The organism is Streptococcus sp. HMSC034B03, assembly GCF_001838575.1.
In the GTDB taxonomy this organism is placed as follows: Bacteria; Bacillota; Bacilli; order Lactobacillales; family Streptococcaceae; genus Streptococcus; species Streptococcus anginosus.
In genome coordinates this window covers 1-23,353 of record NZ_KV837628.1, presented here as the reverse complement: position 1 = coordinate 23,353, position 23,353 = coordinate 1, and the positions used below count along the sequence as shown (strand labels likewise).

The 23,353-nt window shown below is 38.3% G+C and carries 19 protein-coding genes; 9 read left to right on the top strand and 10 right to left on the bottom strand.

The genetic code is table 11. The features are described 5' to 3' along the window. Positions 1–101: 101 nt before the first annotated feature. Positions 102–2,663, bottom strand: coding sequence for a DNA mismatch repair protein MutS (gene mutS, locus HMPREF2634_RS03750; protein ID WP_057489838.1), 2,562 nt, complete (start codon positions 2,661–2,663; stop codon positions 102–104). 162 nt (positions 2,664–2,825) lie between these two features. Continuing rightward, a complete protein-coding gene (argR, locus tag HMPREF2634_RS03745; RefSeq protein ID WP_003027809.1) occupies positions 2,826–3,266 on the bottom strand; it encodes an arginine repressor in 441 nt (146 codons plus the stop codon). 103 nt (positions 3,267–3,369) lie between these two features. Here argR and argS point away from each other — a divergent pair, with 103 nt between their 5' ends. Beyond that, positions 3,370–5,058 (top strand): arginine--tRNA ligase, encoded by a 1,689-nt coding sequence (gene argS / locus HMPREF2634_RS03740; RefSeq protein WP_021002206.1) that lies wholly within the window; start codon positions 3,370–3,372, stop codon positions 5,056–5,058. Between the two features lie 54 nt (positions 5,059–5,112). On the opposite strand, the gene nrdI is transcribed toward argS, so the two are convergent. From nrdI to malQ, 4 genes are all read right to left on the bottom strand, one after another. Then, positions 5,113–5,568, bottom strand: a complete 456-nt coding sequence (gene nrdI, locus HMPREF2634_RS03735) for a class Ib ribonucleoside-diphosphate reductase assembly flavoprotein NrdI (RefSeq protein WP_021002207.1) — start codon at positions 5,566–5,568, stop codon at positions 5,113–5,115. A gap of 75 nt (positions 5,569–5,643) precedes the next feature. Then, complete coding sequence (locus HMPREF2634_RS03730; protein ID WP_003026664.1) at positions 5,644–6,153, bottom strand: ABC transporter permease; 510 nt, start codon at positions 6,151–6,153, stop codon at positions 5,644–5,646. 149 nt (positions 6,154–6,302) lie between these two features. Further along, the gene (gene glgP, locus HMPREF2634_RS03725; protein ID WP_049508821.1) at positions 6,303–8,561 is read right to left on the bottom strand and encodes a glycogen/starch/alpha-glucan family phosphorylase; all 2,259 of its coding nucleotides are present in this window, start codon (positions 8,559–8,561) and stop codon (positions 6,303–6,305) included. A 25-nt stretch (positions 8,562–8,586) separates the two neighbouring features. Next, positions 8,587–10,110, bottom strand: coding sequence for a 4-alpha-glucanotransferase (gene malQ / locus HMPREF2634_RS03720; protein WP_003026668.1), 1,524 nt, complete (start codon positions 10,108–10,110; stop codon positions 8,587–8,589). A gap of 329 nt (positions 10,111–10,439) precedes the next feature. Here malQ and HMPREF2634_RS03715 point away from each other — a divergent pair, with 329 nt between their 5' ends. The 6 genes from HMPREF2634_RS03715 to pulA all read left to right on the top strand — a co-directional run bounded on the left by HMPREF2634_RS03715 (position 10,440) and on the right by pulA (position 17,910). Then, the gene (locus tag HMPREF2634_RS03715; protein WP_003026670.1) at positions 10,440–11,702 is read left to right on the top strand and encodes an extracellular solute-binding protein; all 1,263 of its coding nucleotides are present in this window, start codon (positions 10,440–10,442) and stop codon (positions 11,700–11,702) included. 73 nt (positions 11,703–11,775) lie between these two features. After that, positions 11,776–13,071, top strand: a complete 1,296-nt coding sequence (locus HMPREF2634_RS03710) for a sugar ABC transporter permease (protein ID WP_003026675.1) — start codon at positions 11,776–11,778, stop codon at positions 13,069–13,071. Between the two features lies 1 nt (position 13,072). Then, positions 13,073–13,915, top strand: coding sequence for a sugar ABC transporter permease (locus HMPREF2634_RS03705; protein WP_021002209.1), 843 nt, complete (start codon positions 13,073–13,075; stop codon positions 13,913–13,915). A gap of 97 nt (positions 13,916–14,012) precedes the next feature. Beyond that, a complete protein-coding gene (locus tag HMPREF2634_RS03700) occupies positions 14,013–14,825 on the top strand; it encodes a maltodextrose utilization protein (protein WP_021002210.1) in 813 nt (270 codons plus the stop codon). A gap of 9 nt (positions 14,826–14,834) precedes the next feature. Next, positions 14,835–15,821 (top strand): LacI family DNA-binding transcriptional regulator, encoded by a 987-nt coding sequence (locus HMPREF2634_RS03695; protein ID WP_003032332.1) that lies wholly within the window; start codon positions 14,835–14,837, stop codon positions 15,819–15,821. Between the two features lie 13 nt (positions 15,822–15,834). Continuing rightward, entirely contained in the window at positions 15,835–17,910 is a 2,076-nt protein-coding gene (gene pulA / locus HMPREF2634_RS03690; RefSeq protein WP_003026681.1) for a type I pullulanase, read from the top strand. A 104-nt stretch (positions 17,911–18,014) separates the two neighbouring features. Here the strand turns inward: pulA and HMPREF2634_RS03685 are convergent, their stop codons facing one another. The 4 genes from HMPREF2634_RS03685 to hisS all read right to left on the bottom strand — a co-directional run bounded on the left by HMPREF2634_RS03685 (position 18,015) and on the right by hisS (position 22,378). Beyond that, a complete protein-coding gene (locus HMPREF2634_RS03685; protein ID WP_003026683.1) occupies positions 18,015–18,950 on the bottom strand; it encodes a YitT family protein in 936 nt (311 codons plus the stop codon). Further along, positions 18,937–20,691 (bottom strand): aspartate--tRNA ligase, encoded by a 1,755-nt coding sequence (gene aspS / locus HMPREF2634_RS03680; protein ID WP_003026685.1) that lies wholly within the window; start codon positions 20,689–20,691, stop codon positions 18,937–18,939. The genes HMPREF2634_RS03685 and aspS overlap by 14 nt, the downstream gene beginning before the upstream one ends. A gap of 119 nt (positions 20,692–20,810) precedes the next feature. Beyond that, positions 20,811–21,017, bottom strand: a complete 207-nt coding sequence (locus HMPREF2634_RS03675) for a hypothetical protein (RefSeq protein ID WP_003026688.1) — start codon at positions 21,015–21,017, stop codon at positions 20,811–20,813. 80 nt (positions 21,018–21,097) lie between these two features. Next, positions 21,098–22,378 (bottom strand): histidine--tRNA ligase, encoded by a 1,281-nt coding sequence (gene hisS / locus HMPREF2634_RS03670; protein ID WP_021002211.1) that lies wholly within the window; start codon positions 22,376–22,378, stop codon positions 21,098–21,100. A 228-nt stretch (positions 22,379–22,606) separates the two neighbouring features. Here hisS and rpmF point away from each other — a divergent pair, with 228 nt between their 5' ends. Together rpmF and rpmG are read left to right on the top strand one after the other, a co-directional pair. Further along, positions 22,607–22,789 carry a 50S ribosomal protein L32 gene (gene rpmF / locus HMPREF2634_RS03665; RefSeq protein ID WP_003026691.1) on the top strand — a complete coding sequence of 61 codons (183 nt, stop codon included), beginning with the start codon at positions 22,607–22,609 and terminating at the stop codon, positions 22,787–22,789. Between the two features lie 15 nt (positions 22,790–22,804). Then, a complete protein-coding gene (gene rpmG / locus HMPREF2634_RS03660; protein ID WP_003026692.1) occupies positions 22,805–22,954 on the top strand; it encodes a 50S ribosomal protein L33 in 150 nt (49 codons plus the stop codon). Positions 22,955–23,353 lie beyond the last annotated feature (399 nt).

Here is a 23,353-nt window from a genome sequence, read left to right as displayed (position 1 = left end):
AAATTGTTGTGGTTTGAAGATGAGACCCTAGCTGCAATTCTGGTATGACATTTCAGCAAATTAAGCTGTCAGCCAGTCACATCCACTATAGCTTCAACATTTTAAAGTTTCTTCTTTATCTCTGCCACAGCCAACATCACTTCCATTGGGGTCATATTATAAATGTCCAACTGGCGCAACTCGTCTAAAATAGGTGATTCAGTTGTTTCTGTAAATAAAGACATCTGCTCAGCCACTTGATTTTTTTCACGAGCATCCGCAGGCAATGTATTAGAGATGCCAAAAGATGACTTCTCATTTGCTTGGCTTTCTAATCGTGTCAATATTTGATCCGCTCTTGTCAACAAATCATTTGGCAAACCTGCAATTTTTGCTACATGAATCCCATAAGATTTATCAGCAGGTCCAACCTCAATCTTATGAAGAAATGTTACTTGACCATCTTTTTCTAGGGTTGCTACATGGACATTTTCTAGTTGTGTCAAGCTAGTTGACAGTTCTGTCAACTCGTGATAGTGAGTCGCAAAAAGTGTCTTGGCTCCTGTCTGATTGTGAATATACTCAATAATAGCTTGAGCAAGCGCCATGCCATCATAGGTAGCTGTTCCTCTTCCTAACTCATCAAAAAGAATGAGTGAATTTTCTGTTGCTTGAGAAATAGCATGGTTCGCTTCCATCATTTCCACCATAAAGGTTGATTGTCCAGAAACCAAGTCATCAGCTGCACCAATTCGAGTAAAGATTGCATCAAAAATCGGCAATTGGGCACTTTCGGCTGAAACATAAGAGCCCATTTGAGCCATAATCACAATAATCGCTAACTGCCGCATATAAGTTGACTTCCCACTCATATTTGGGCCTGTAATTAGCTGAACATTAACATTCTCATCCATTGAAATGCTATTAGGAATATAGGTTTGTGCACCCATAACTTTTTCTACGACCGCATGCCGCCCTTTATCAATTTGGATAGAGCGCTGCTCAATAAATTCTGGTCTCACAAAATGTTGCTTTTCTGCTACAGCTGCAAAGCTTTGCAGCACATCAACCGTTGCCAGAGTTTGCGCCAAGGATTGCAGGCGTTTGATATATTTACCAGCTTCCTCACGAATGCGCATAAAAATCTCGTATTCCAAATTAGCTGATTTTTCACGCGCTTCCAACATCTCACCTTCAATACGAGCCAGTTCTTCCGTACCAAAACGCTCCGAATTTTTCAAAGTTGCCTTGCGGAAAAAATGACTGGGAACATGTTCAAGCTGAGAATTGGTGACATGGAAATAATAACCATCTTTTTTATTGTAATCAATCTTCAGGTTGTTAATTCCACTAGCTTCTCTTTCTTTCGCCTCAATATCTGCAATCCAGCTCGTTCCATCTCGCATGACCACTCGATACTTGTCCAAGGTTTCATCAAAACCTGTTTTAATAATATTACCCTCTGTAATGACATTTGGAGCATCCGGCGAAATTGCCAACTGAATCAAGTTTGCCAATTCAGGAATTTCATCCAATTTGGCAATCAAATCTTCCAAAACTGGGCTGTCAATTCCTTTTAAGATTCCCTTAATTTGTGGTACATGACTCAATGTCGCAGCAAGTTGTAATAGATCTTTCGGATTGGTCTTGCCAAACGAAACCCGACTGGCTAAACGCTCAATATCATACACTCCTTTGAGAGTGTCTGATAAGTCACTGCGTTCAAAGAAATGATCTAAAAAGACTTGCACTACATCCTGCCGCTTGACGATTCGCTCTTTATCAATCAACGGACGTTGAATCCACGCTCTCAACAATCGTGTTCCCATAGCTGTCTTAGTCTCATCCATCAGCCAATAAAGGCTCCCGTGCTTCTTTCCTGTCCGAGCATTCTCTGTTAAATCCAGACTTGCCATAGTTGAGTAATCCATCTGCAAGAAATCTTTGATTTCATAATGATGAACTTGTTTCAAATGACTAAGCTCACGTAGCTGCGTTTTATGAACATACTGTAATAACTTTCCAGCTACTTGGCGCTCTAGCGGCGACAAGTCCTTTCCTAGTAGCTGAACATCATCAAATGTAGTTTCTACTTGCGATAAAAGGAGATTCATTTGAATCTCCAATACTTGGCGCTCCATTTCAGACAATTCATACCCTAAGACCACTTCACGCGCTCGCAAGTTTCGGATTTCTCCACAGACCATGTTAAAGTCACTAAGACTTGTGACCTGAAATTCACCCGTTCCCACATCCATATAAGCCAGCCCATATATACCTGACAGCTTATCCAAAGCCACTAAAAAGTTATTCTGACTGTCTGGTTTTGAAGAATCAACTACTGTCCCCGGCGTAATCACCTGTACTACTTCGCGTTTGACTACTCCAACCGCTTTTTTAGGATCTTCCATTTGCTCTGCAATCGCAACTTTATAGCCTGCTTCAATTAAAACATCAATATACTGTTGCACCGAATGGTAGGGAACTCCTGCCATCGGGATTGGATTTTCCGAATTTTTATTACGGCTAGTCAGAGCAATTTCTAAAATCTGTGCTGCATTGATCGCATCTTCATAGAATAATTCATAAAAATCTCCCATACGAAATAGCAAAAAAGCATCTGGATAATCTTTTTTTATATCTAAATACTGTTGCATTCCCGGAGATAGTTTTTCTTTTGTCATTCTCAGCCTTTCCGTTTATTAAATAGCAATGAGAGTCGGACAGAAATTAAATATTTCGGAGACACTTGATTTCGTCATCCCACTCACACTACATCTTGTCATTAGAACTATATAAATAAAGGAAGCTGAGCGCTTCTATCTCAGCTCCATCATCTTCTCCTCTTAATCCATTTTCTCAAGAAGCTGCTCTTCCATTTGTTTTGCAGCTGCTGTATCACGACAGATCACTAAGAGCGTGTTAGCTCCTGCTACCGTTCCTAAAATCAGCTCACCTTTATTGGCATCCACAAAGTTAGCCAGAATAGAAGCATCCCCTAAGCGAGTATGAAGAACCAAGGAAAATTCCGCCCGAGAAACGCCCTCTACATGATAAGACAAGAACTCAACCAAATCGATTTTATTTGTTTCATCTGCTAAAACATAATAAACTTCATTGTTTTTCTTGGCTTTCGTCAATCCAATTTCACGTAAGTCCCGAGAGAGGGTTGTCTGTGTTACAATGATGCCTTGTGCCTTTAAACGATCCTGAATATCTTTTTGTGTACTCAGTTTTTCTTCCTTAATCATTCGCTTAATTAGTTTATGACGTTCACTCTTTTTCATTTTATCCTCAATAATGTATATTTATACTCAAAATTATACCAAAAAAATTGAAGATTCGTCAAAAAATATGTTAAAATACTAGTAAAAGACCAAAGGAGAAACCATGGATAATAAACAATTGATTGCAAGTGAATTGGCTAAGGTCATTGACAGCTTAGACCAAGACGCTATTTTAAATTTACTAGAAAAACCCAAAAGCTCAGATTTAGGTGATATCGCTTTTCCTGCCTTTTCTTTAGCGAAAGTAGAACGAAAAGCGCCTCAAGCGATTGCAGCAGATATTGCAGAAAAAATTGACTCAACAAACTTTGAAAAAGTAGTGGCAACTGGTCCTTATGTTAATTTCTTCCTTGATAAATCAAAAATTTCAGCTCAAGTTATCAAAGAAATTGTAAAAGAAGGAAATAACTATGGGCAGCAAAATGAAGGAAATGGAGAAAATATCACCATTGACCTCTCCAGTCCAAACATTGCAAAACCATTTTCAGTTGGTCATTTGCGCTCAACTGTTATCGGTGATGCCCTTTCTAATATCTTCCGTAAATTGGGTTACAACACCATTAAAATCAATCACTTAGGTGACTGGGGAAAACAATTCGGTCTTTTAATGGTGGCCTATAAAAAATGGGGTAGCAAAGAAGCCGTCGAAGCAAATCCAATTGATGAATTGCTGAAACTGTACGTTCGTATCAATGCGGAAATCGAAACAGATCCTGAGCTTGATGATGAAGGTCGCCTCTGGTTCAAAAAATTAGAAGACGGTGATCCTGAAGCTACTGAATTGTGGCAATGGTTCCGCGACGAAAGTCTGAAAGAATTTAACCGTATCTACAAATTGCTTGGCGTTGAATTCGATAGTCTAGCTGGTGAAGCCTTCTATAATGACAAGATGGACGAAGGTATCAAAATCCTTGAAGAAAAAGGATTGTTGGAAGAGTCTAAAGGAGCTAGCATTGTCAACCTTGATGATGTTAATCTGCCACCAGCTATGATTAAGAAATCTGACGGAGCAACACTTTACATTACACGTGATATTGCGACAGCTATGTACCGTGCTCGCACTTACAACTTCGTTAAAAACATTTATGCTGTAGGTCAAGAACAAGCGAATCACTTCAGACAATTAAAAGCCGTTTTGAAGAAGATGGGATTTGACTGGAGCGATGATATGATTCACGTAGACTTTGGATTGGTCACAAAGAACCGCCAAAAATTGTCTACACGTAAAGGAAATATCATCCTTCTTGAGCCAACCCTTCAAGAAGCTATCAATCGTGCTCAGTCACAAATTGAAGCCAAAAATCCTGACCTTGAAAACAAAGAGGCTGTTGCTCGTGCTGTCGGGGTAGGAGCTGTTAAATTCTACGATTTAAAAACAGACCGTCGCAACGGTTACGACTTTGATTTGGAAGCCATGGTATCCTTTGAAGGAGAAACAGGTCCATACATCCAATACGCTTATGCACGTATCCAATCAATCCTTCGCAAGGCTGACTTCAAGCCAAGTGCTGAAGCAACATACAGCCTAGATGATGCTGAAAGTTGGGAAATCATTAAACTGCTACAAGATTTTGCCCGTGTTGTCAAACGTGCAGCTGACAATTATGACCCATCACTCATTGCAAAATATGCGATCAGTCTTGCACAAGCATTTAACAAATTCTACGCACACACTCGTATCTTGGACGAAAGCCCTGAACGTGACAGCCGTCTGGCTCTCAGCTACGCAACAGCTGTTGTTCTAAAAGAATCTCTTCGTCTTCTCGGCGTTGATGCTCCAGAAAAAATGTAATTTTCTAACCCTATCAAAAAATCCTATCGGTATTTACAACGATAGGATTTTTTATTACATTCCGTATAATTCTTCAATTTTCAGACCAATTCGTTTGACATCTTCATTCAAGCCACGAAGTTCAAATGTGTCCAAGACTGGAAAGCCAAATCGCTCTGCATATTGCTTTGCTGTTAAACAATATTGGTTGTTAAAATTACGATTACCACTACCAACAATGCCAAAACAGCGCTTGTAATTCTCTTCAAAAGCGATAAAGTCACCTAAATCATTGGTAAGAATCTCTACATCTCCATTATCCAAACCATTTCCACCTTCTAAGTAGGTTGGTAAAAAGGCTACAAAGAACTGAGACATGGCGTAAAATGGTCGCTCCTCTTTCACCATATCTTTTATATCCACCTGCTCAATCTCGGCATCTTCATGTCGCTCTTGCAAAAAAGCAGACAAACGTTTGATAAAACTCGCTGTGTTGCCACTTAAACTAATATAAACTAAGGAAATCTTCATATTTTCTCACTTTCTAAAAATAAAACACATCTATCATTCTCTTAAAATTTTAAGCTGATAGATATGTTTTGTCAACTATTGTAATTCTTCTTTTGCTAAGTCTTGTTGCTGCCGTTTCATCTTGAAAAAGACAATAACAAGGAAAAGAATATTAAATGCAAAATAAATAATGGTCAAAACTCTTGTCGATGAGATTGCTGTGGCACGCATCGTTTGATCTTTATAAAGATTGTTGAGTGGCATACCACCGATATAATTGTAAATTGTCCCAATAATTCCTAATAGCACATAAGCAATATAGGCAAAATTAGCGTATAGAATATTTTTCTTGACGATAAACACAATGGCAGTAATCAACAGTAGAATGGAAAGGATAACTAATATTTTATGCGGAATATTATGAAGAAAGACAAGACTTCTTTCAGTTACTTCCACGATTTGCTTCACAACCGTTTCAGACAATCCTTTATAAGAACTTGTATTCGTTATTTTTTCACTGCCAAAAAAGGTACCTACAAATGTAAAAGATGATAGAATGGCTGATAGTGTCAGCAAGACATATAGATAAATTGGTCGTTTTTTCACAATAATCCTCCTCGTTGTGAAAAAGTTTTCAGTTTTATTTATTATAACGTAAGCAGTCAAAAATGGCAACAAAAGTTTCACTAGTGTCAATTATTTTTTTCAAACAAAAGCCCCTCAACTATCAATCAAGGGGCCCATTCGCTATTGAACTAGTTCAAATGCCAAATTTCATCGTTATATTGAGCAATCGTACGGTCAGCAGAGAAGAAGCCTGCTTTTGCAATATTGACAAGAACTTTTTCAAGCCAGACGTCACGGTCTTCATAATCCGCAAACATGCGTTCTTTTGTTTCGATATAATCTTCCAAGTCAAGAAGCGTCATGAACCAGTCTTTATTGATCAATTCATTGTAAAGTCGTTCCAAGCGCTCTTTCTTACCAACTGCAAGAACAGCATCACTGACAATGAAATCAACCAGCGGTTTGATTGCTTTACGAGCATAGAATTCACTTGACTTATAAGCTTCTTTGGCATACAAATCAATAACTGTTTCAGAATCTTCACCGAAGATATAAATGTTGTCATCACCGACTAATTCATGAATTTCAACATTTGCACCGTCTGAAGTACCAAGCGTTAAAGCACCATTTAGCATGAATTTCATGTTACCAGTACCTGAAGCTTCTTTAGAAGCAAGGGAGATTTGCTCAGAAATGTCACCGGCTGCAATTAAGAAGCTAGCTGCTGTTACATTGTAGTTTTCAACCATGACGACTTGCAAGTATGGAGAAACTTCTGGGTCGTTAGCAATTACTTCTGACAAGCAAAGGATTAAATGAATAATATCTTGCGCAATCGTGTATGCTGGAGCAGCTTTCCCACCAAAGAAGACTGTAATTGGACGCGCAGGAATGTTTCCAGCCTTGATATCCAAATATTTGTGAATGACATAAAGAGCATTCATTTGTTGGCGTTTGTACTCGTGAAGGCGTTTGATTTGGATATCAAAGATCGATTCAGGATTGATTTCAACACCTTGGTGCTCTTTCAAGTGACGAGCTAATTTCCGTTTGTTGTGAGCTTTGATTTTTTCAAGTTCAGCTTTCACATCAGCCTTACCAGAAAATTCAAGTAAGTCTTCTAATTTTGAAGCATCATGGTGCCAATCGCGACCAATCAAGCTATCAATATAATTTGACAAACGTGGATTTGCGTGCATGAGCCAGCGACGGAAGGTGATTCCGTTTGTTTTATTGTTGAATTTTTCTGGATAAATGTCGTAAAAGGCCTTGAGTTCTGAGTTTTTCAAAATTTCTGTATGAAGAGCAGCAACCCCATTGACACTATATCCATAGTGAATGTCCATGTGAGCCATGTGTACACGATCATGTTCATCAATAATTTGAACAGCTGGATCTGCGTATTCAGCCTTCACGCGCTTATCCAATTCTTTGATAATTGGAACCAAGTGTGGAACAACTTCTTCCAAGAATTCAAGCGGCCATTTTTCAAGCGCTTCAGCAAGAATGGTATGGTTTGTATAAGCCGTCATATTCTTAACGATATTGATTGCTTCATCAAGAGAAATACCACGTTCTGTCAAAAGACGAATCATCTCTGGAATGACCATAGATGGGTGTGTATCGTTGATTTGGATAACAGCATAGTCAGCCAAGTCATGAAGATTGCTACCTTTTTCAATCGCTTCATCAATAATCAATTGTGCACCATTTGACACCATAAAGTATTGTTGGAAGATACGGAGCAATTCACCTTGCTTATTGCTATCATCTGGATAAAGGAATAGAGTCAAATTACGAGCAATATCTGTCTTATCAAAGTCAATCCCATCTTCAATGATACTTGCATCAACCGAGTCAAGGTCGAACAGACGAAGACGGTTTTTAGTAGCTGTTTTATAACCAGGCACATCAATATCGTAAAGTGTTGATGTTAAAGTGAAATCAGCAAATGGTACTTGATAGCTACGGCTTGATTTTACCAACCAATTTTGCTCTGTTAGCCAGAAGTTTGGCACTGTGGTTTGCTCATTGTTTTTCAAAACTTGCTGGAAAAGACCAAAGTGGTAGTTCAGACCTACACCGTCTCCATTCAAACCAAGTGTTGCAATTGAATCAAGGAAGCAAGCAGCCAGACGTCCTAAACCACCATTACCAAGTGAAGGTTCTAATTCGACTTCTTCCACTTCAATCAAGTCTTTACCAGCGTCTGCTAATTCTTTTTTGACATCATCATAAAGGCCAAGGTTGATGAGGTTGTTTGACAACAGTTTTCCAATCAAAAATTCTGCTGAAATGTAATACAATTTCTTTTTACCAGTATTAACTGGCTTTTGTGCACTAGCCAATTTTGTATAGTTTAAAAGGGCAATATACAATTCTTCATTGCTGCATTCAGCAATTTCTTTTTGATAAGTTTGTTGGATAAATTCTTGTAAATTTGACATTTTTTCTCCTACCTAGAAAAGAGCGTTACAATTCATTCTCTTTCTTTAATAATTTTTTATTTAAACGACGATATGTTTTCGTCAAGCTGTATAACTCTGCTTCAATCACGGGGTCCAATTCATCTGCTGTCATACGCCATGACCAATTGCCACCGATAGTTGATGGATAGTTCATACGAGCTGAACTGTCTAACTCTAATAAATCTTGCATGGTTGCAATTGCCATAAAGCTGACAGAAGCAAAGATAGTTCGTAACATTGCATGAGGAACTGTTTCATATTCTTTACGATTAGTATATTGAGCCATATATTCACGTGTGGCATCATCAATTTCATCGCGATACCAACCAAGTACCGTGTTATTATCATGCGTACCTGTGTACATGACAGAATTGTTAGGCGCAAGATGTGGACTATCAATACTTTCAGACTCTGGATTAAAGGCGAATTGAGTGACTTTCATACCAGGGAAGCCTGTTTTTTCCCGCAAAGCAATCACTTCGTCGGTCATAAAGCCTAAGTCCTCGGCGATGATGTTTAGTTCACCCAATTCTTCCTTCACAGCTTTAAACAAAGCATAATCAGGACCTTTCACCCATTTACCAGGAGCGGCTGTATCGGATCCAGCAGGGATTTCCCAATAAGATTCAAAACCACGAAAATGATCGATACGAACCACATCGTAGATTTTGAAACTCTCACGTAAGCGTTCAATCCACCAGCTATACCCATCTTCATCCATTGCCTTCCAGTCATAAATTGGGTTTCCCCAAAGTTGACCGGTCGCAGAGAATTCATCTGGCGGACATCCTGCTACACATGTAGGCTGTCCTAATTCATCTGTTTTAAAGAAATGCGGTTGCGCCCAAACATCACAGCTATCAGCTGCCACATAGATTGGCATATCGCCAACGATTTCAATATGATGTTCGTTAGCATAATTTTTCAATTCTAACCATTGTTTGAAGAAGAGATATTGCGTAACACGATGATAGGTCAATCGATCAGCTAGCTTTTCGCGATAAGTTGCCAAGCTAGACGCTTCACGATGACGTACCGCTGCATCTGGCCATTCAGTCCAAGCTTTCAAGTCGAAATGCTCTTTAATCGCCATGTATTCAACAAATACTTCAAGCCAAGACGCATTATCTGCTACAAATTTTTCATAGGCTGCTAAGTCTCCACGTTCTAAGAAACGTTTCACAGCTTTTTCCAAAACAGGCCTGCGATTGTTAAACACTTTCGCATAATCTACTTTTCTTGGATCTTGACCAAAGTCTAATCCTTCAAGATCACTTTTTACAAGCAGTCCTTCTTCAACCAGTCGATCAAAATCAATAAAATGTGTATTTCCCGCAAATGCAGAGAATGATTGGTAAGGAGAATCTCCATAACTGGTCGTGCCTAAAGGCAAAATTTGCCAGTAACGTTGCTTTGTTCTTACCAAAAAATCCACAAAATCGTAAGCACTTTTTCCAAATGAGCCGATTCCGTATTTCCCTGGAAGAGAAGAAATATGCATGAGAACACCACTTTGACGCTCTTTCATCTTATCACCTCAATAAATTTTTCTGTTAAATTTTGCATTCATTTAACGAAAACGTTTGCGTTGATTTGATTATAACTTAATTCCGACATGTGTGCAACCATTTTTCTAGTTTTTTTGTAAATTTTTAAAATATTTCGGACAATTGAATCATTTTCTTCTATATTTTATCAAGATTTTTGGAGTGGAAAATAAAAAATTTTCAAGATTTTTTAAAAAAGTGTTGCAACCGTTTTCTATTTGTGGTATACTTAAGTATAGTTTAAGAAAACGTTTGCGTAAACTATTTTAAATTGTTATCTTATTATTTTATTCTTTAGGAGGAATAAATCATGAAACATAAAATGTTGAAAAGTGTTGCAGTTCTTGGAACTGTAGGATTAGCTAGTTTGTTACTAGTAGCTTGCGGTAACAAAAATAATAAATCAGCTTCTTCTGGTGATGGTAAAAACCTCACTGTTTACGTAGAAAAACAATACGAAGGCTACATGAAGAAAGCTGCTGCTGCTTTTGAAAAAGAAAGTGGAACAAAAGTTACTATTAAAACTGGCGACCAACTTAAAGGTCTTGAAAATCTTTCACTTGACAACCAATCTGGCAAAGCTCCAGACGTTATGATGTCTCCATATGATCGCGTAGGTAGTCTCGGTTCGGACGGCCAACTTTCAGAAGTGAAACTTGACAAAGGTTCAATGACTGATGACACAACAAAAGCACTCGTAACTACAAAAGGTAAGACTTATGGCGCACCTGCTGTTATCGAAACATTAGTAATGTACTACAATAAAGACCTTGTTTCTAAAGCTCCAACTACATTTGCTGAATTAGAAGAACTGGCAAAAGACAGCAAATATGCTTTTGCTAACGAAAATGGCAAAACAACTGCTTTCCTCGCGGACTGGACAAACTTCTATTATGCTTACGGTCTGTTAGCTGGTAACGGTGGTTACGTATTTGGTAAGAACGGTACCGATCCTAAAGACATCGGTCTTGCAAATGACGGTTCTATTAAAGGTATTGAATACGCTAAATCTTGGTACGAAAAATGGCCAAAAGGAATGCAAGATACTAAAGGTGCCGCAAACTTAATTCAAACTCAATTCCAATCAGGTAAAACAGCTGCTATCATTGAAGGCCCTTGGAAAGCTGCATCATTTAAAGAAGCTAAAGTGAACTATGGTGTTGCCACTATTCCTACACTTCCAAATGGTAAAAACTATCAAACCTTTGGTGGTGGTAAAGCTTGGGTCATCCCTGCAGGATCTAAAAATGCCAAAACAGCTCAAAAATTTGTCAACTTCTTGACATCAACAGATCAACAAAAAGCTTTCTATGATGCTACAAACGAAGTACCTGCTAATACAGAAGCTCGTAAATATGCTGAAGGTAAAAATGATGAATTGACTTCAGCTGTTGTTAAACAGTTCCAATCTGCTCAACCTATGCCAAATATCTCTGAAATGAGTACTGTATGGGATCCAGCAGCAAGTATGCTCTTTGATGCTGTAAGTGGTAAAAAAGATGCTAAAACTGCTGCAAATGATGCCGTTAAATTGATTAAAGATACTATCAATCAAAAATTTGGTAAAAAATAAAACAGATTGAGGTAGGATAGAACTCGATTGGCAGCACCAGTCGAGTTCTATATTTTAGACAAAGGAGGCTCTGATGACTACACAACAACAGCCACGTAAAGCATTGCTGCTCTCCCTCATCCCAGGACTTGGGCAAATTTATAATAAACAAAAAGCAAAAGGGGCTATCTTTTTAGGAGTTACCATTTTATTTTTGATTTACTTTTTCGCCATTGCTGCTCCTGAGTTAGGAAACTTAATTACTCTCGGTGAGGTGCCTGGACGCGATAACTCTCTTTTCATGTTGATTCGTGGTGCATTCCACTTTATTCTTGTCATTGTTTATTTCATCTTTTATGCTCTCAATCTAAAAGATGCTTATACTATTGCGAAACGTTGGAATAATGATTATCCAGTTCCTACGACTTTCAAAGATATGTTAAAAGGAATTTACGCTAATGGTTTTCCTTACCTATTGATTATTCCTTCATATATTGCAATGACTTTTGCTATCATTTTCCCTGTATTGGTCACTCTTTTAATCGCCTTTACAAATTATGATTTCCAACATTTGCCTCCAACCAAGCTCTTGGATTGGGTTGGCGTGACAAACTTCACTAATATTTGGCGACTTAGCACTTTCCGTTCTGCTTTTGGAGCCGTTCTTGGTTGGACTATTATCTGGGCACTGGCTGCCTCAACTGTCCAAATCGTTATTGGTATTTTTACCGCTATTATTGCAAACCAACCATTTATTAAAGGAAAACGCATTTTCGGCGTTATCTTCCTACTGCCTTGGGCTGTCCCAGCATTCATCACTATCTTAACTTTCAGTAACATGTTCAACGATAGTATCGGTGCGATTAATACCCAAGTTATTCCGCTTCTTGGTAAAGTATTGCCATTCTTAAATGGACATCTGATTCCTTGGAAAACAGATCCGACCTGGACTAAAATTGCTCTAATTATGATGCAAGGTTGGCTTGGTTTCCCTTACATTTATGTATTGACACTTGGTATCTTGCAATCCATTCCAAACGATCTTTACGAAGCAGCTTACATTGATGGTGCAAATGCATGGCAAAAATTCCGCAATATCACCTTCCCAATGATTTTAGCAGTTGCTGCTCCTACACTCATCAGTCAGTATACTTTCAACTTCAACAACTTCTCTATCATGTACCTCTTTAATGATGGCGGTCCTGGTACAGTTGGTGGTGGTGCAGGTTCGACTGACATCCTCATTTCATGGATTTATCGTTTAACGACAGGTGCAGCTCCTCAATACTCAATGGCTGCTGCGGTAACACTTATCATTTCTCTTATTGTGATTTCAATCTCCATGATTGCGTTCAAGAAACTACATGCATTTGATATGGAGGATGTGTAAGATGAATAATTCTATTAAATTTAAACGCCGTTTAAACCACTTTTTAACTTATTTCTATCTAGTGGCTTTATCTATTATCATTATCTATCCTCTCTTGATTACGATTATGTCTGCTTTCAAGACAGGGAATGTCCTTGCGTTTAAGCTAGATACAGATATTAATTTTAGCCTAGAAAACTTTAGCAATCTTTTTACTGAAACTCTTTATGGGACTTGGTACTTTAACACTTTAATCATTGCTATCTTGACAATGATTATCCAAACAAGTATAGTTGTACTAGCTGGTTACGCTTATAGTCGTTATAATTTCCTAGCTAGAAAACAAAGTCTGGTCTTCTTCTTAATCATTCAAATGGTGCCAACAATGGCTGCCCTGACCGCTTTCTTCGTTATGGCTTTGATGTTAAATGCGCTCAACCACAGTTGGTTCCTCATCTTCCTTTATGTCGGCGGTGGTATCCCAATGAACGCTTGGCTCATGAAAGGGTACTTTGATACTGTGCCTATCTCGCTTGATGAGTCCGCTAAATTGGACGGTGCTGGTCACTTCAGACGCTTCTGGCAAATTGTACTGCCACTCGTTCGTCCAATGATTGCTGTACAAGCTCTCTGGGCTTTCATGGGACCATTCGGAGACTACATCTTATCTAGTTTCTTACTTCGTGAAAAAGAATTCTATACAGTTGCTGTTGGTTTACAAACCTTTGTTAGTGATGTGAAGAATTTGAAGATTGCTTACTTCTCAGCAGGTGCTATCTTGATTGCTTTGCCAATCTGTATCTTATTCTTCTTCCTACAAAAGAACTTTGTATCTGGTTTAACAAGTGGTGGCGACAAGGGATAATCTTGTCCCACCCTCTTTTATTTATAATTGTATGATAGCTAATAAACTTTGCTTTATTAGCCATTACCTGATTATAAATTTTTAGAAAGAGTGTCTTATGCTACCTTATCCATTTAATTATTTTTCTAGTATTTACGGTTTTAAAAAACCTTTTGCCAACCGAAAATTACTGACCTGGTTTCAATTGATTTTTACAAGCATCTTTTTAATTTCCTTATCCATGATACCAGTTGCTGTGCAAAACGCGTCTCTCAAGACTTATCCACTCACTACTTTTGTAGATGGTGTTTTTGACCCTGTTACAAAGGAAGTAATGGACGATATCACAGAGAATGCTAAAATAGAAAATCATCAATTCAGCTATGCTGGTCAGCAATCAACTCACAATAACAAAGCAGGAACTGTCCTTCTGGGGAAAGAACAGTCTACCTTAGGAGAAAAACTAACACTTGCTTTTGGATCCAAACAACTGATTATCAGCAAAAAAGGAAAAAAACTGGCAAACATTCAATATCAGCATATCAATCAAGCTGCTCTAAAAAATAAAAAGTCGCTCAGTGCCGCCATTTCACAAGATTGGTTTCAACAAAATCGTGTTACCGTCAGTCTATTTTTGATTCTGATTTCAGGATTTCTATTGGCATTAAACTTCTTTATTGTCCTTCTAGGTGCCACTTTTTTCCTTTACTTAACGAAAAAATCTCGTCTTTTTTCTTTTAAAACCGTCAAAGAATGCTATCATTTTGCTTTGAATTGTTTAGGTTTGCCAACATTGATTGCTGTCGCGGCAGGGTTATTGTTCGGTCAAGCCATGACCACTATGATTACCATTCAAAACATTCTGTTTGTTCTTTATCTCGTCATTATTTTCTATCGGACACATTTCCGTGATGAAAAAATGAAAAAGTAGGAGGTTTTTATGCGAGTTACTATCAAAGAAGTTGCTAAGTTAGCAGGAGTTTCTCCTTCCACCGTTACCCGTGTGATTCAAAACAAATCCAGCATTAGCGATGAAACGAAAAAAAGAGTCCGCAAGGCTATGAAAGAGCTGAATTATCACCCTAATCTCAATGCACGTAGTCTTGTTAGCAGTTACACACAAGTCATTGGTGTTGTTTTACCTGATGATTCCGATGCTTTCTATCAAAACCCATTTTTCCCTTCAGTCTTTCGCGGGATTGCTCAGGTGGCTTCCGAGCATCACTATGCTATTCAAATTGCGACTGGAAAAAATGAAAAGGAACGCATGGAAGCTATTTCCCAAATGGTTCTTGGCAAACGAGTAGACGGACTCATCTTTCTTTACTCTCAAGAAAATGATCCACTAGTGAAAATGGTCAGTGAAGAACAATTTCCTTTCTTAATTTTGGGAAAATCTCTTTCTCCCTTTATTCCTTTGGTGGATAATGACAATATCCAAGCGGGATATGATGCAACAGAATATTTCATCAAAAAAGGCTGCCGAAATATTGCTTTTATCGGTGGTAGCAAAAGACTATTTGTAACGCAAGACCGCTATAAAGGATACCAAAAAGCGCTAGAAGATTACCATTTAGAGCTTGACCCTCAAAATACAGCCTTTGCAAATGAATTTTTGGAAGATAAAGGATATCAATTTACCAAGCGCCTTCTCAGTCATGATACAAAAATTGATGCTATTATCACAACAGACAGTATGCTGGCAGAGGGAGTTTGTAATTATTTAAATGAAAATCAATTATCTGTTCCCACTCTAGCCTTTGACTCTATTAAACCCAAACTTGATTTAATAGCTTATGTAGATATTAACACATTAGAGCTAGGGCGGGTTTCGTTCAAGACTATTCTACAAATTATCAATGATACCAAAGAAAATCGACAAATTTGCTATCGCCAATTGATTCCACATCGCATTATCGAACGATAAAGAAAGGAAGTTTATGGCTTTCCGAACATTCCAAGCCTACTTAGATGACCAAAGTCTCATCACGATCGAGTTAGAAAAACAATTTTATACTGAACAATTACAATTTACAATCGAAACGGTTGATAGCACACAAACCTTACAGATAAGAACTCTGGAAGAACAAGATGACTTCGTGCAATACAGTCTTGCTCCTCTTGAGCCGTTAGATTTAACCAGTCATTATTGGATTTACGACCAAGATCGCAATAAAACCTTTTTGCAATTTCGCCATATTGTGAGAAAACCGATTTTTGACCAGACCTTTGCTTATGATGGCGATGACTTAGGAGCTCATTACACTCCTAAAGTAACGACTTTTAAACTCTGGGCTCCTATTTCCGAGCAAGTTTTGCTCCATTTACAAAATCAAGTTTATCCGATGACACTTGGTGAAAAGGGCGTTTGGCAAACAGAGGTCTCTGGAGATTTTGATGGGGCTGCTTATTACTATCTACACAAAGTGAATGGTCATTGGGTGGAAGTCCACGACCCTTATGCCCTATCTTCTGAAAGCAATTCTGGTGTTAGTTATGTTGTCAATCCAGAGAAAATTACTCGCCCAATTCACCGAGCAGCAACACAAATTCCAATAACAAAAGCTGTTATCTACGAGATGAGTGTGCGAGATTTTTCCATGCAAAAAGAAGCTGAGTTTTCTTACCCTGGGAAATTCAAGTCCCTAACAGAGTCTCCTGATTTGCAAGAACACACTTTGGGAATGGATTATGTCAAACAACTGGGCATTACTCATATCCAACTCATGCCAGTGTATGATTTTGGCAGTGTTGATGAAAACCATCCAGAACTCGTGTATAACTGGGGCTACGACCCTATGCAATACAATCTTCCTGACGGCAGCTTTGCAACAAATCCACATGATCCTTATACAAGAATCGTTGAATTGCAAGAAGCAATCGCTGCTTATCATCAAGCTGACATCAGTGTTATCATGGACGTCGTTTACAATCATGTCTACAATCCCAAAACCTATGCTTTTGAAAAAATCGTCCCAGGCTATTTCTTCCGCTACAATCACAACGGAAATTTGACAAATGGTACGTTTTGTGGAAACGATGTAGCCAGTGAACGAGCAATGGTTCGTAGCTATATTAAGCATTCCCTCAAACAGTGGTTGACAATCTATGGATTTGACGGATTCCGCTTTGACCTCATGGGCATTCTAGATATAGAAACCATGAAGCAGATTGCAGAGGAATTGAAGTCGCTTTATCCAAATGTTTATTTGTATGGAGAAGGGTGGCGTATGAATACGGGACTCGATAGCAATCGACTTGCACATCAATTCAACGCCGCTCAGTTACCAAGCTATGGTTTTTTCAGCGACCACTTCCGCAATACAATCAAAGAAACGATTTTAGAAGGCAGTCAAATCCAAGATTCCAAACCAATAGATACGATAGAAAATGTATTGACAGCTAATGTTGGATTAACGGAAACAGCACATTTTATCGCACCCCAGCAAGCTATCAACTACGTGGAATGCCATGACGATGCAACGGCTTTTGATTATTTTGCAATTAAAAAGCCAGATATCTCTCTAAATGAGCGGTTAGCAGATGCACGACTCGCTTTGCATATTACTTTGTTAGCTCAAGGGGTACCATTCCTCCATAGCGGGCAAGAGTTTTTCCGTAGTAAAAACCTCATGGATAATACTTATAATGCTCAAGACGCCATCAACCGTCTTGATTGGCTACGCTCAATTGAATATGAGAAAGACGTAGATTTTATTCGCCAGTTGATCCAATTCAGAAAAGCAAATCTGCTCCTCAGTTTGGAAACAAGAACAGAAATTAAAGATTACTGTTCTGTCGAATGGCTAAGTGATTCTGTGGTCGAATATAAAATTAAAGAAAAAGAAGATCAAATCACAATCCTCATTAACTTTGGAAACGAAGCATTTAGCTATCCAAATCAGGATAAACAAGCTATTTTTATCAACTACCCAGAGATCAGCCTTGACGTTCCTCTCAATACTAACAGAGATTCCTATACTGTCCCTGCAAAACAAGTTCTCGTACTTAAATAATCGTAACATCTATTTTATTTGTTTCGTACCGAAAGTCACGAGACAGATTTAAAATCTCATAACAAAAAAACAATCAGATTGGCTAAACGAACCAATCTGATGTTTTATTCTTCTACGAAACGTCCAAGAATGTGAACATTATCCGCTACCGATACAAAAGCATGCGGGTCTACTTTTCGCATGATATGCTTGAATTCATTAAATTCAGCACGCGTAATAACTGTAATCAAAACTGCTTTTTTCTCATGATTATAGGTACCTTCTGCACCATTGATAATCGTTGCACCACGATGCAATTTGTTATGAATTTTATCAATAACTTCTTCGGGATGACTGGTAATAATCATCGCCTGCATCTTCTTTTGCTTAGTAAAGACTGCATCTGTCACACGGCTTGACACAAAAATCGTAATCATCGAATATAGTGCATATTTCCAGCCGAAAGTCACACCGGCAATAATCATAATCATGCCATTGACCATAAAGGAAATATTTCCCACATTTCTGCCGGTTTTCTTCCGAATCGTCAAGCTGACAATATCCGTCCCACCACTAGAAATATTGGAACGCAAAGCAAAGCCGATTCCTATTCCCATGATGACCCCACCAAACAAGGCATTGATAATCGGGTCATTTGTTAAGGTCACTTCAGGAACAAACTGGATAAACAGCGAGCTCATGGAAACGGTTATAAAAGTAAATACCGTAAATTTGTGCCCAATTTGATACCAAGCCAAAATCATCAGCGGGATATTGATGAGGTAGAAAGTCACAGAAACCGGAATAGTAAATCCTAGAAAACGCGTACTTAAAGCAGCTAAAATTTGTGCTAATCCAGTCGCACCGCTTGAATAAACATGCCCCGGTTGAAAGAAAAGATTTACTGCAACCGCAGATAGAAAACCATAAATGAGCGAAGCAGAAATCTTTTCATCGTACTTCTCACGAGAAATACTCTTAAGAACTCGTATCAACTTAAAATCATAGGCTAGACGGCGCAAATAATAACGCAATCGTTTGTAAATCTTACTTTTCTTCATGAGTTTCTACTTGTAAACTTAATTCTTCAAGTTGTTTAGCGTCAACTATGCTTGGTGCCTGAGTCATTGGATCACTTGCTTTGTTGTTTTTAGGGAAAGCAATCACTTCGCGGATATTTTCCTCACCAGCCAGCAACATGACAAAACGATCTAGCCCAATTGCCAGTCCACCATGCGGTGGAAAACCATAATCCATTGCTTCTAGCAAGAAACCAAATTGATCAGTAGCTTCTTCTTCAGAAAAACCAAGGGCTTTAAACATTCGTTCTTGCAAATCTTTGTGGTTAATACGAAGACTTCCACCACCCAATTCATAACCATTCAAGACAATATCATAAGCAATAGCACGAACCTTGCTCAAATCACCTTCTAATTCATGAGCTGTGTCTGCTTGTGGAAGAGTGAATGGATGGTGCGCACTCATATAGCGACCTTCTTCTTCCGACCATTCAAACATTGGCCAATCCACAACCCAAAGGTAATTAAATTTCGATTCATCAATCAAGCCCAACTCTTTTGCAAAACGTATACGCAAAGCACCCAAGGCTGCATTGGCAACTTCCAGTGTATCCGCTACAAAAAGAACCAAATCATTGTCTTCAAGCTGTAAAGCATCTGTCAAGTCACTTGTCAAGTCTTTCAGAAACTTAGCAACTGGGCCATTTAATTCACCTGATGTCACTTTCACCCAAGCAAGTCCTTTTGCTCCATACTGTTTTGCTTGCTCTGTCAACTTATCTATATCTTTTCGCGAATAGCTGTCAGCTGCATTTTTCACAACAATAGCTTTAACGGCTGGTGCTTCTGAGAAAACTTTAAAGTCAATTCCCTTGACAAGTTCTGTCAAGTCTTGCAATAGCATCTCAAAACGTGTATCTGGCTTATCACTTCCATACAGAGCCATTGCATCATCATATTTCATTCGTGGGAATGGCAGTGTAACCTCAATCCCCTTCGTTTCTTTCATCACTCGAGCAATCAAGCCTTCTGTAATATCCTGGATTTCTTGATCAGATAGGAAAGAAGTTTCTAAGTCAACCTGTGTAAACTCTGGTTGACGGTCTCCACGTAAATCCTCATCACGAAAGCATTTTACAATTTGATAATACCGATCAAATCCAGCATTCATCAACAGTTGCTTGGTAATTTGAGGACTTTGTGGCAGAGCATAGAAATGACCTTGGTTCACTCGACTTGGTACCAAATAATCACGCGCCCCTTCTGGAGTTGACTTAGTAAGAAACGGCGTTTCCACATCAATAAATTCAAGCTCATCTAAGTAATTACGAATTGAATGTGTTACTTTAGCTCGTAATTTCAAATTTGCCAACATTTCAGGACGACGAAGGTCTAAATAACGGTAACGGAGACGGGTATCATCATTCGCTTCAATACCGTCTTTGATTTCAAATGGAGTCGTTTTGGCCGTATTGAGAACTGTCAAATGCTCCACGTGTAATTCAACAGCTCCCGTTGCCAATTTATCATTCGCTTGCGTACGGGATTCTACTTTTCCAGTCACTTCGATCACATATTCGCTTCGCAAACTTTCAGCGGTTTCCATGACTTCTTTGGCTACATTTTCAGGATTGATAACTAGCTGCATTATGCCTTCACGGTCACGCAAATCAATGAAAATCAGTCCTCCCAAGTCACGACGACGGGACACCCAACCTTTCAAAGTGATTTTTTGACCAACATGCTCACTACGAACACGCCCGGCATACATTGAACGTTTCATTTTTATTCTCCAAACTTTTAATTCTTTTACTATTTTACCACAAAAGCGATGAAAAAGAAGACATGCTTTTCAAAATCTTCACATCTTAACGTAATATTTTTACAAAAGAAGATGACGACTCACCTCTTACCTTCTTTGTCATATAATTCAGGATGCAAAACCTTGACCACATAACTTGATGCTAAGCGCAATAGCCCTGCTGCCAAGCCAAAAATCGGTGCTAAAAACCGAAAAAAGAAATCCCCTCTTACAAAATAGGCAATTCCTCCTATAATCAAAAAAACAATTAGAAACTGAATTACAGACGGAATGATTATTTTTTTCATTGTTCTCTCCACTTCTACTTCAACATTCTACTATGTTATGAGAGAAAAAAGCCATTCGACTGGCTTTCTCCCTTTTTAAATTAAAACCCCAGTTGTTCAAAAATTGTTTGAAAATCTTTTTGAATCTGATTTAAACTGACTGTCAATTCTTCACGAGTTTGATTGTTTTTGATGGTAACTTGATTGCTTTCAATTTCACTTTCGCCAAGAGTTATCAACACTTTAGCAGAAAAAGCGTCTGCTGACTTGAATTGCGCTTTTAACTTACGATTTAAATAATCACGTTCAGCTGTAAAGCCTTGCTTGCGAAGCGCTTGTACAATTTTCAAAGCTTTGTTATTAGCACCGTCTCCCAGAACCGCAATATAAACGTCCAAACTATCCTCTAGCGGCAAGACTACACCTTGCTTTTCCAGAACGAGGAGCAGACGTTCTACGCCCATCCCAAAGCCAAATCCAGCCGTCTCTGGTCCACCAAAATAAGCAACAAGGCTATCATAACGACCGCCTGCACAAATAGTCAGTTCATTACCGGCTACATCTGCAGTAAATTCAAAAATCGTGTGATTGTAATAATCCAATCCGCGGACCATATTGGTATTGATAACATAAGGAATTCCCAGTGCTTCCAACATCGAACGCACAGCTTGAAAATGAGTTTGGCTTTCCTCATCTAGATAATCCAGGATAGAGGGTGCATTTTCAACAGCGAGTTTATCTTCTTTTTCCTTACTGTCTAGCACACGGAGAGGATTTTCTTCCAGACGACGCTGACTATCTTTAGAAAGACTGTCTTTCAACGGCGTCAAATAATCAATCAATGCTTGACGATAAGCGGCGCGACTCTCCGCATTCCCCAAACTATTCAACTGCAACGTTACACCTTGAATACCAATTTCATTGAAAAATTGAGCTGCCATGGCAATCGTCTCTACATCAGTCGCAGGATTATTGGAGCCAAAACACTCTACACCAATCTGATGAAACTCACGCAAACGCCCTGCCTGCGGACGCTCATAACGAAACATAGAACCCATATAATAAAGTTTCACCGGCTTTTGGACTTCTGGGGCAAAGAGTTTATTTTCCACATAAGAACGCACAACTGGTGCTGTTCCTTCTGGGCGTAATGTGATATGACGGTCGCCTTTGTCATAAAAATCATACATTTCTTTGGTTACAATGTCAGTCGTATCTCCAACAGAACGACTAATCACTTCATAATGCTCAAATAGTGGGGTACGAATTTCTGCGTAATGATATTTTTTAAATGTTTTTCGAGCAAATTCTTCTACATATTGCCATTTAACAGACTCTTGAGGAAGAATATCCTGAGTCCCTTTCGGTTTTTGTAATTTCATAGCTTTCCTCTTCATTCATATAATATAATTATTTTACCACAAGTAACAGATTTTGAGGACTGTTTCGGTATATTTTCTCTAAAAAGCTATCATGCTCTGCCATTTTCCAAAAAATAAAAGAAAATCTGTCAAGTAACTTTACTTTACAAAATTTTTTTGATATACTATTACAGTTGATGAAAATCAAAGAGATTGAATCGAACTTATATTAAAAGGAGAATAAAGAAAATGGCAGTACCTGCACGTCGCACTTCAAAAGCGAAGAAAAACAAACGCCGCACTCACTACAAAATTACAGCTCCATCTGTACATTTTGACGAAACTACTGGAGATTACTCACGTTCTCACCGTGTATCCCTCAAAGGATACTACAAAGGACGTAAAATCGCCAAAGCTGCAGCAGCAGAATAATAGAAGGGAGCTATCATGCGCGTAAATATCACACTTGAACACAAAGCATCTGGTGAACGCTTGTACCTTACTTCTAAAAACAAACGTAACACTCCAGACCGTCTTCAATTGAAAAAATACTCACCAAAACTTCGCAAGCACGTTGTGTTTACAGAAGTTAAATAATAGGTCATTACACGTCAGTTGACGCTTAAAACCTTGATTTTATGCGATTATTGATTTTTTGAATTTCAGTATATTGCATTGAAAATCAACTAAATGACTACATTTTTGACTACATTTTTTGTGAAATAAAATTAGAAATTTGGATATTCAAAAAGCACTCTAGCAGTATTGTTAGAGTGCTTTTTGATATTATTATCTAAACTAAATGCTTACAGATTATCAATCTATAGATACTATTAACGTTTATTTTGAGGTAGTATTAATTTTTTTTGAAAATATTACTAATAAATCTTCTTGCTTCATCATAGACATCATTATCAATATCTCTATATTTTGTAAATGTTTTTTCTACCCAAGTATTTCCATGTGCATTATACTTATAAAAGTAGACACATTTAG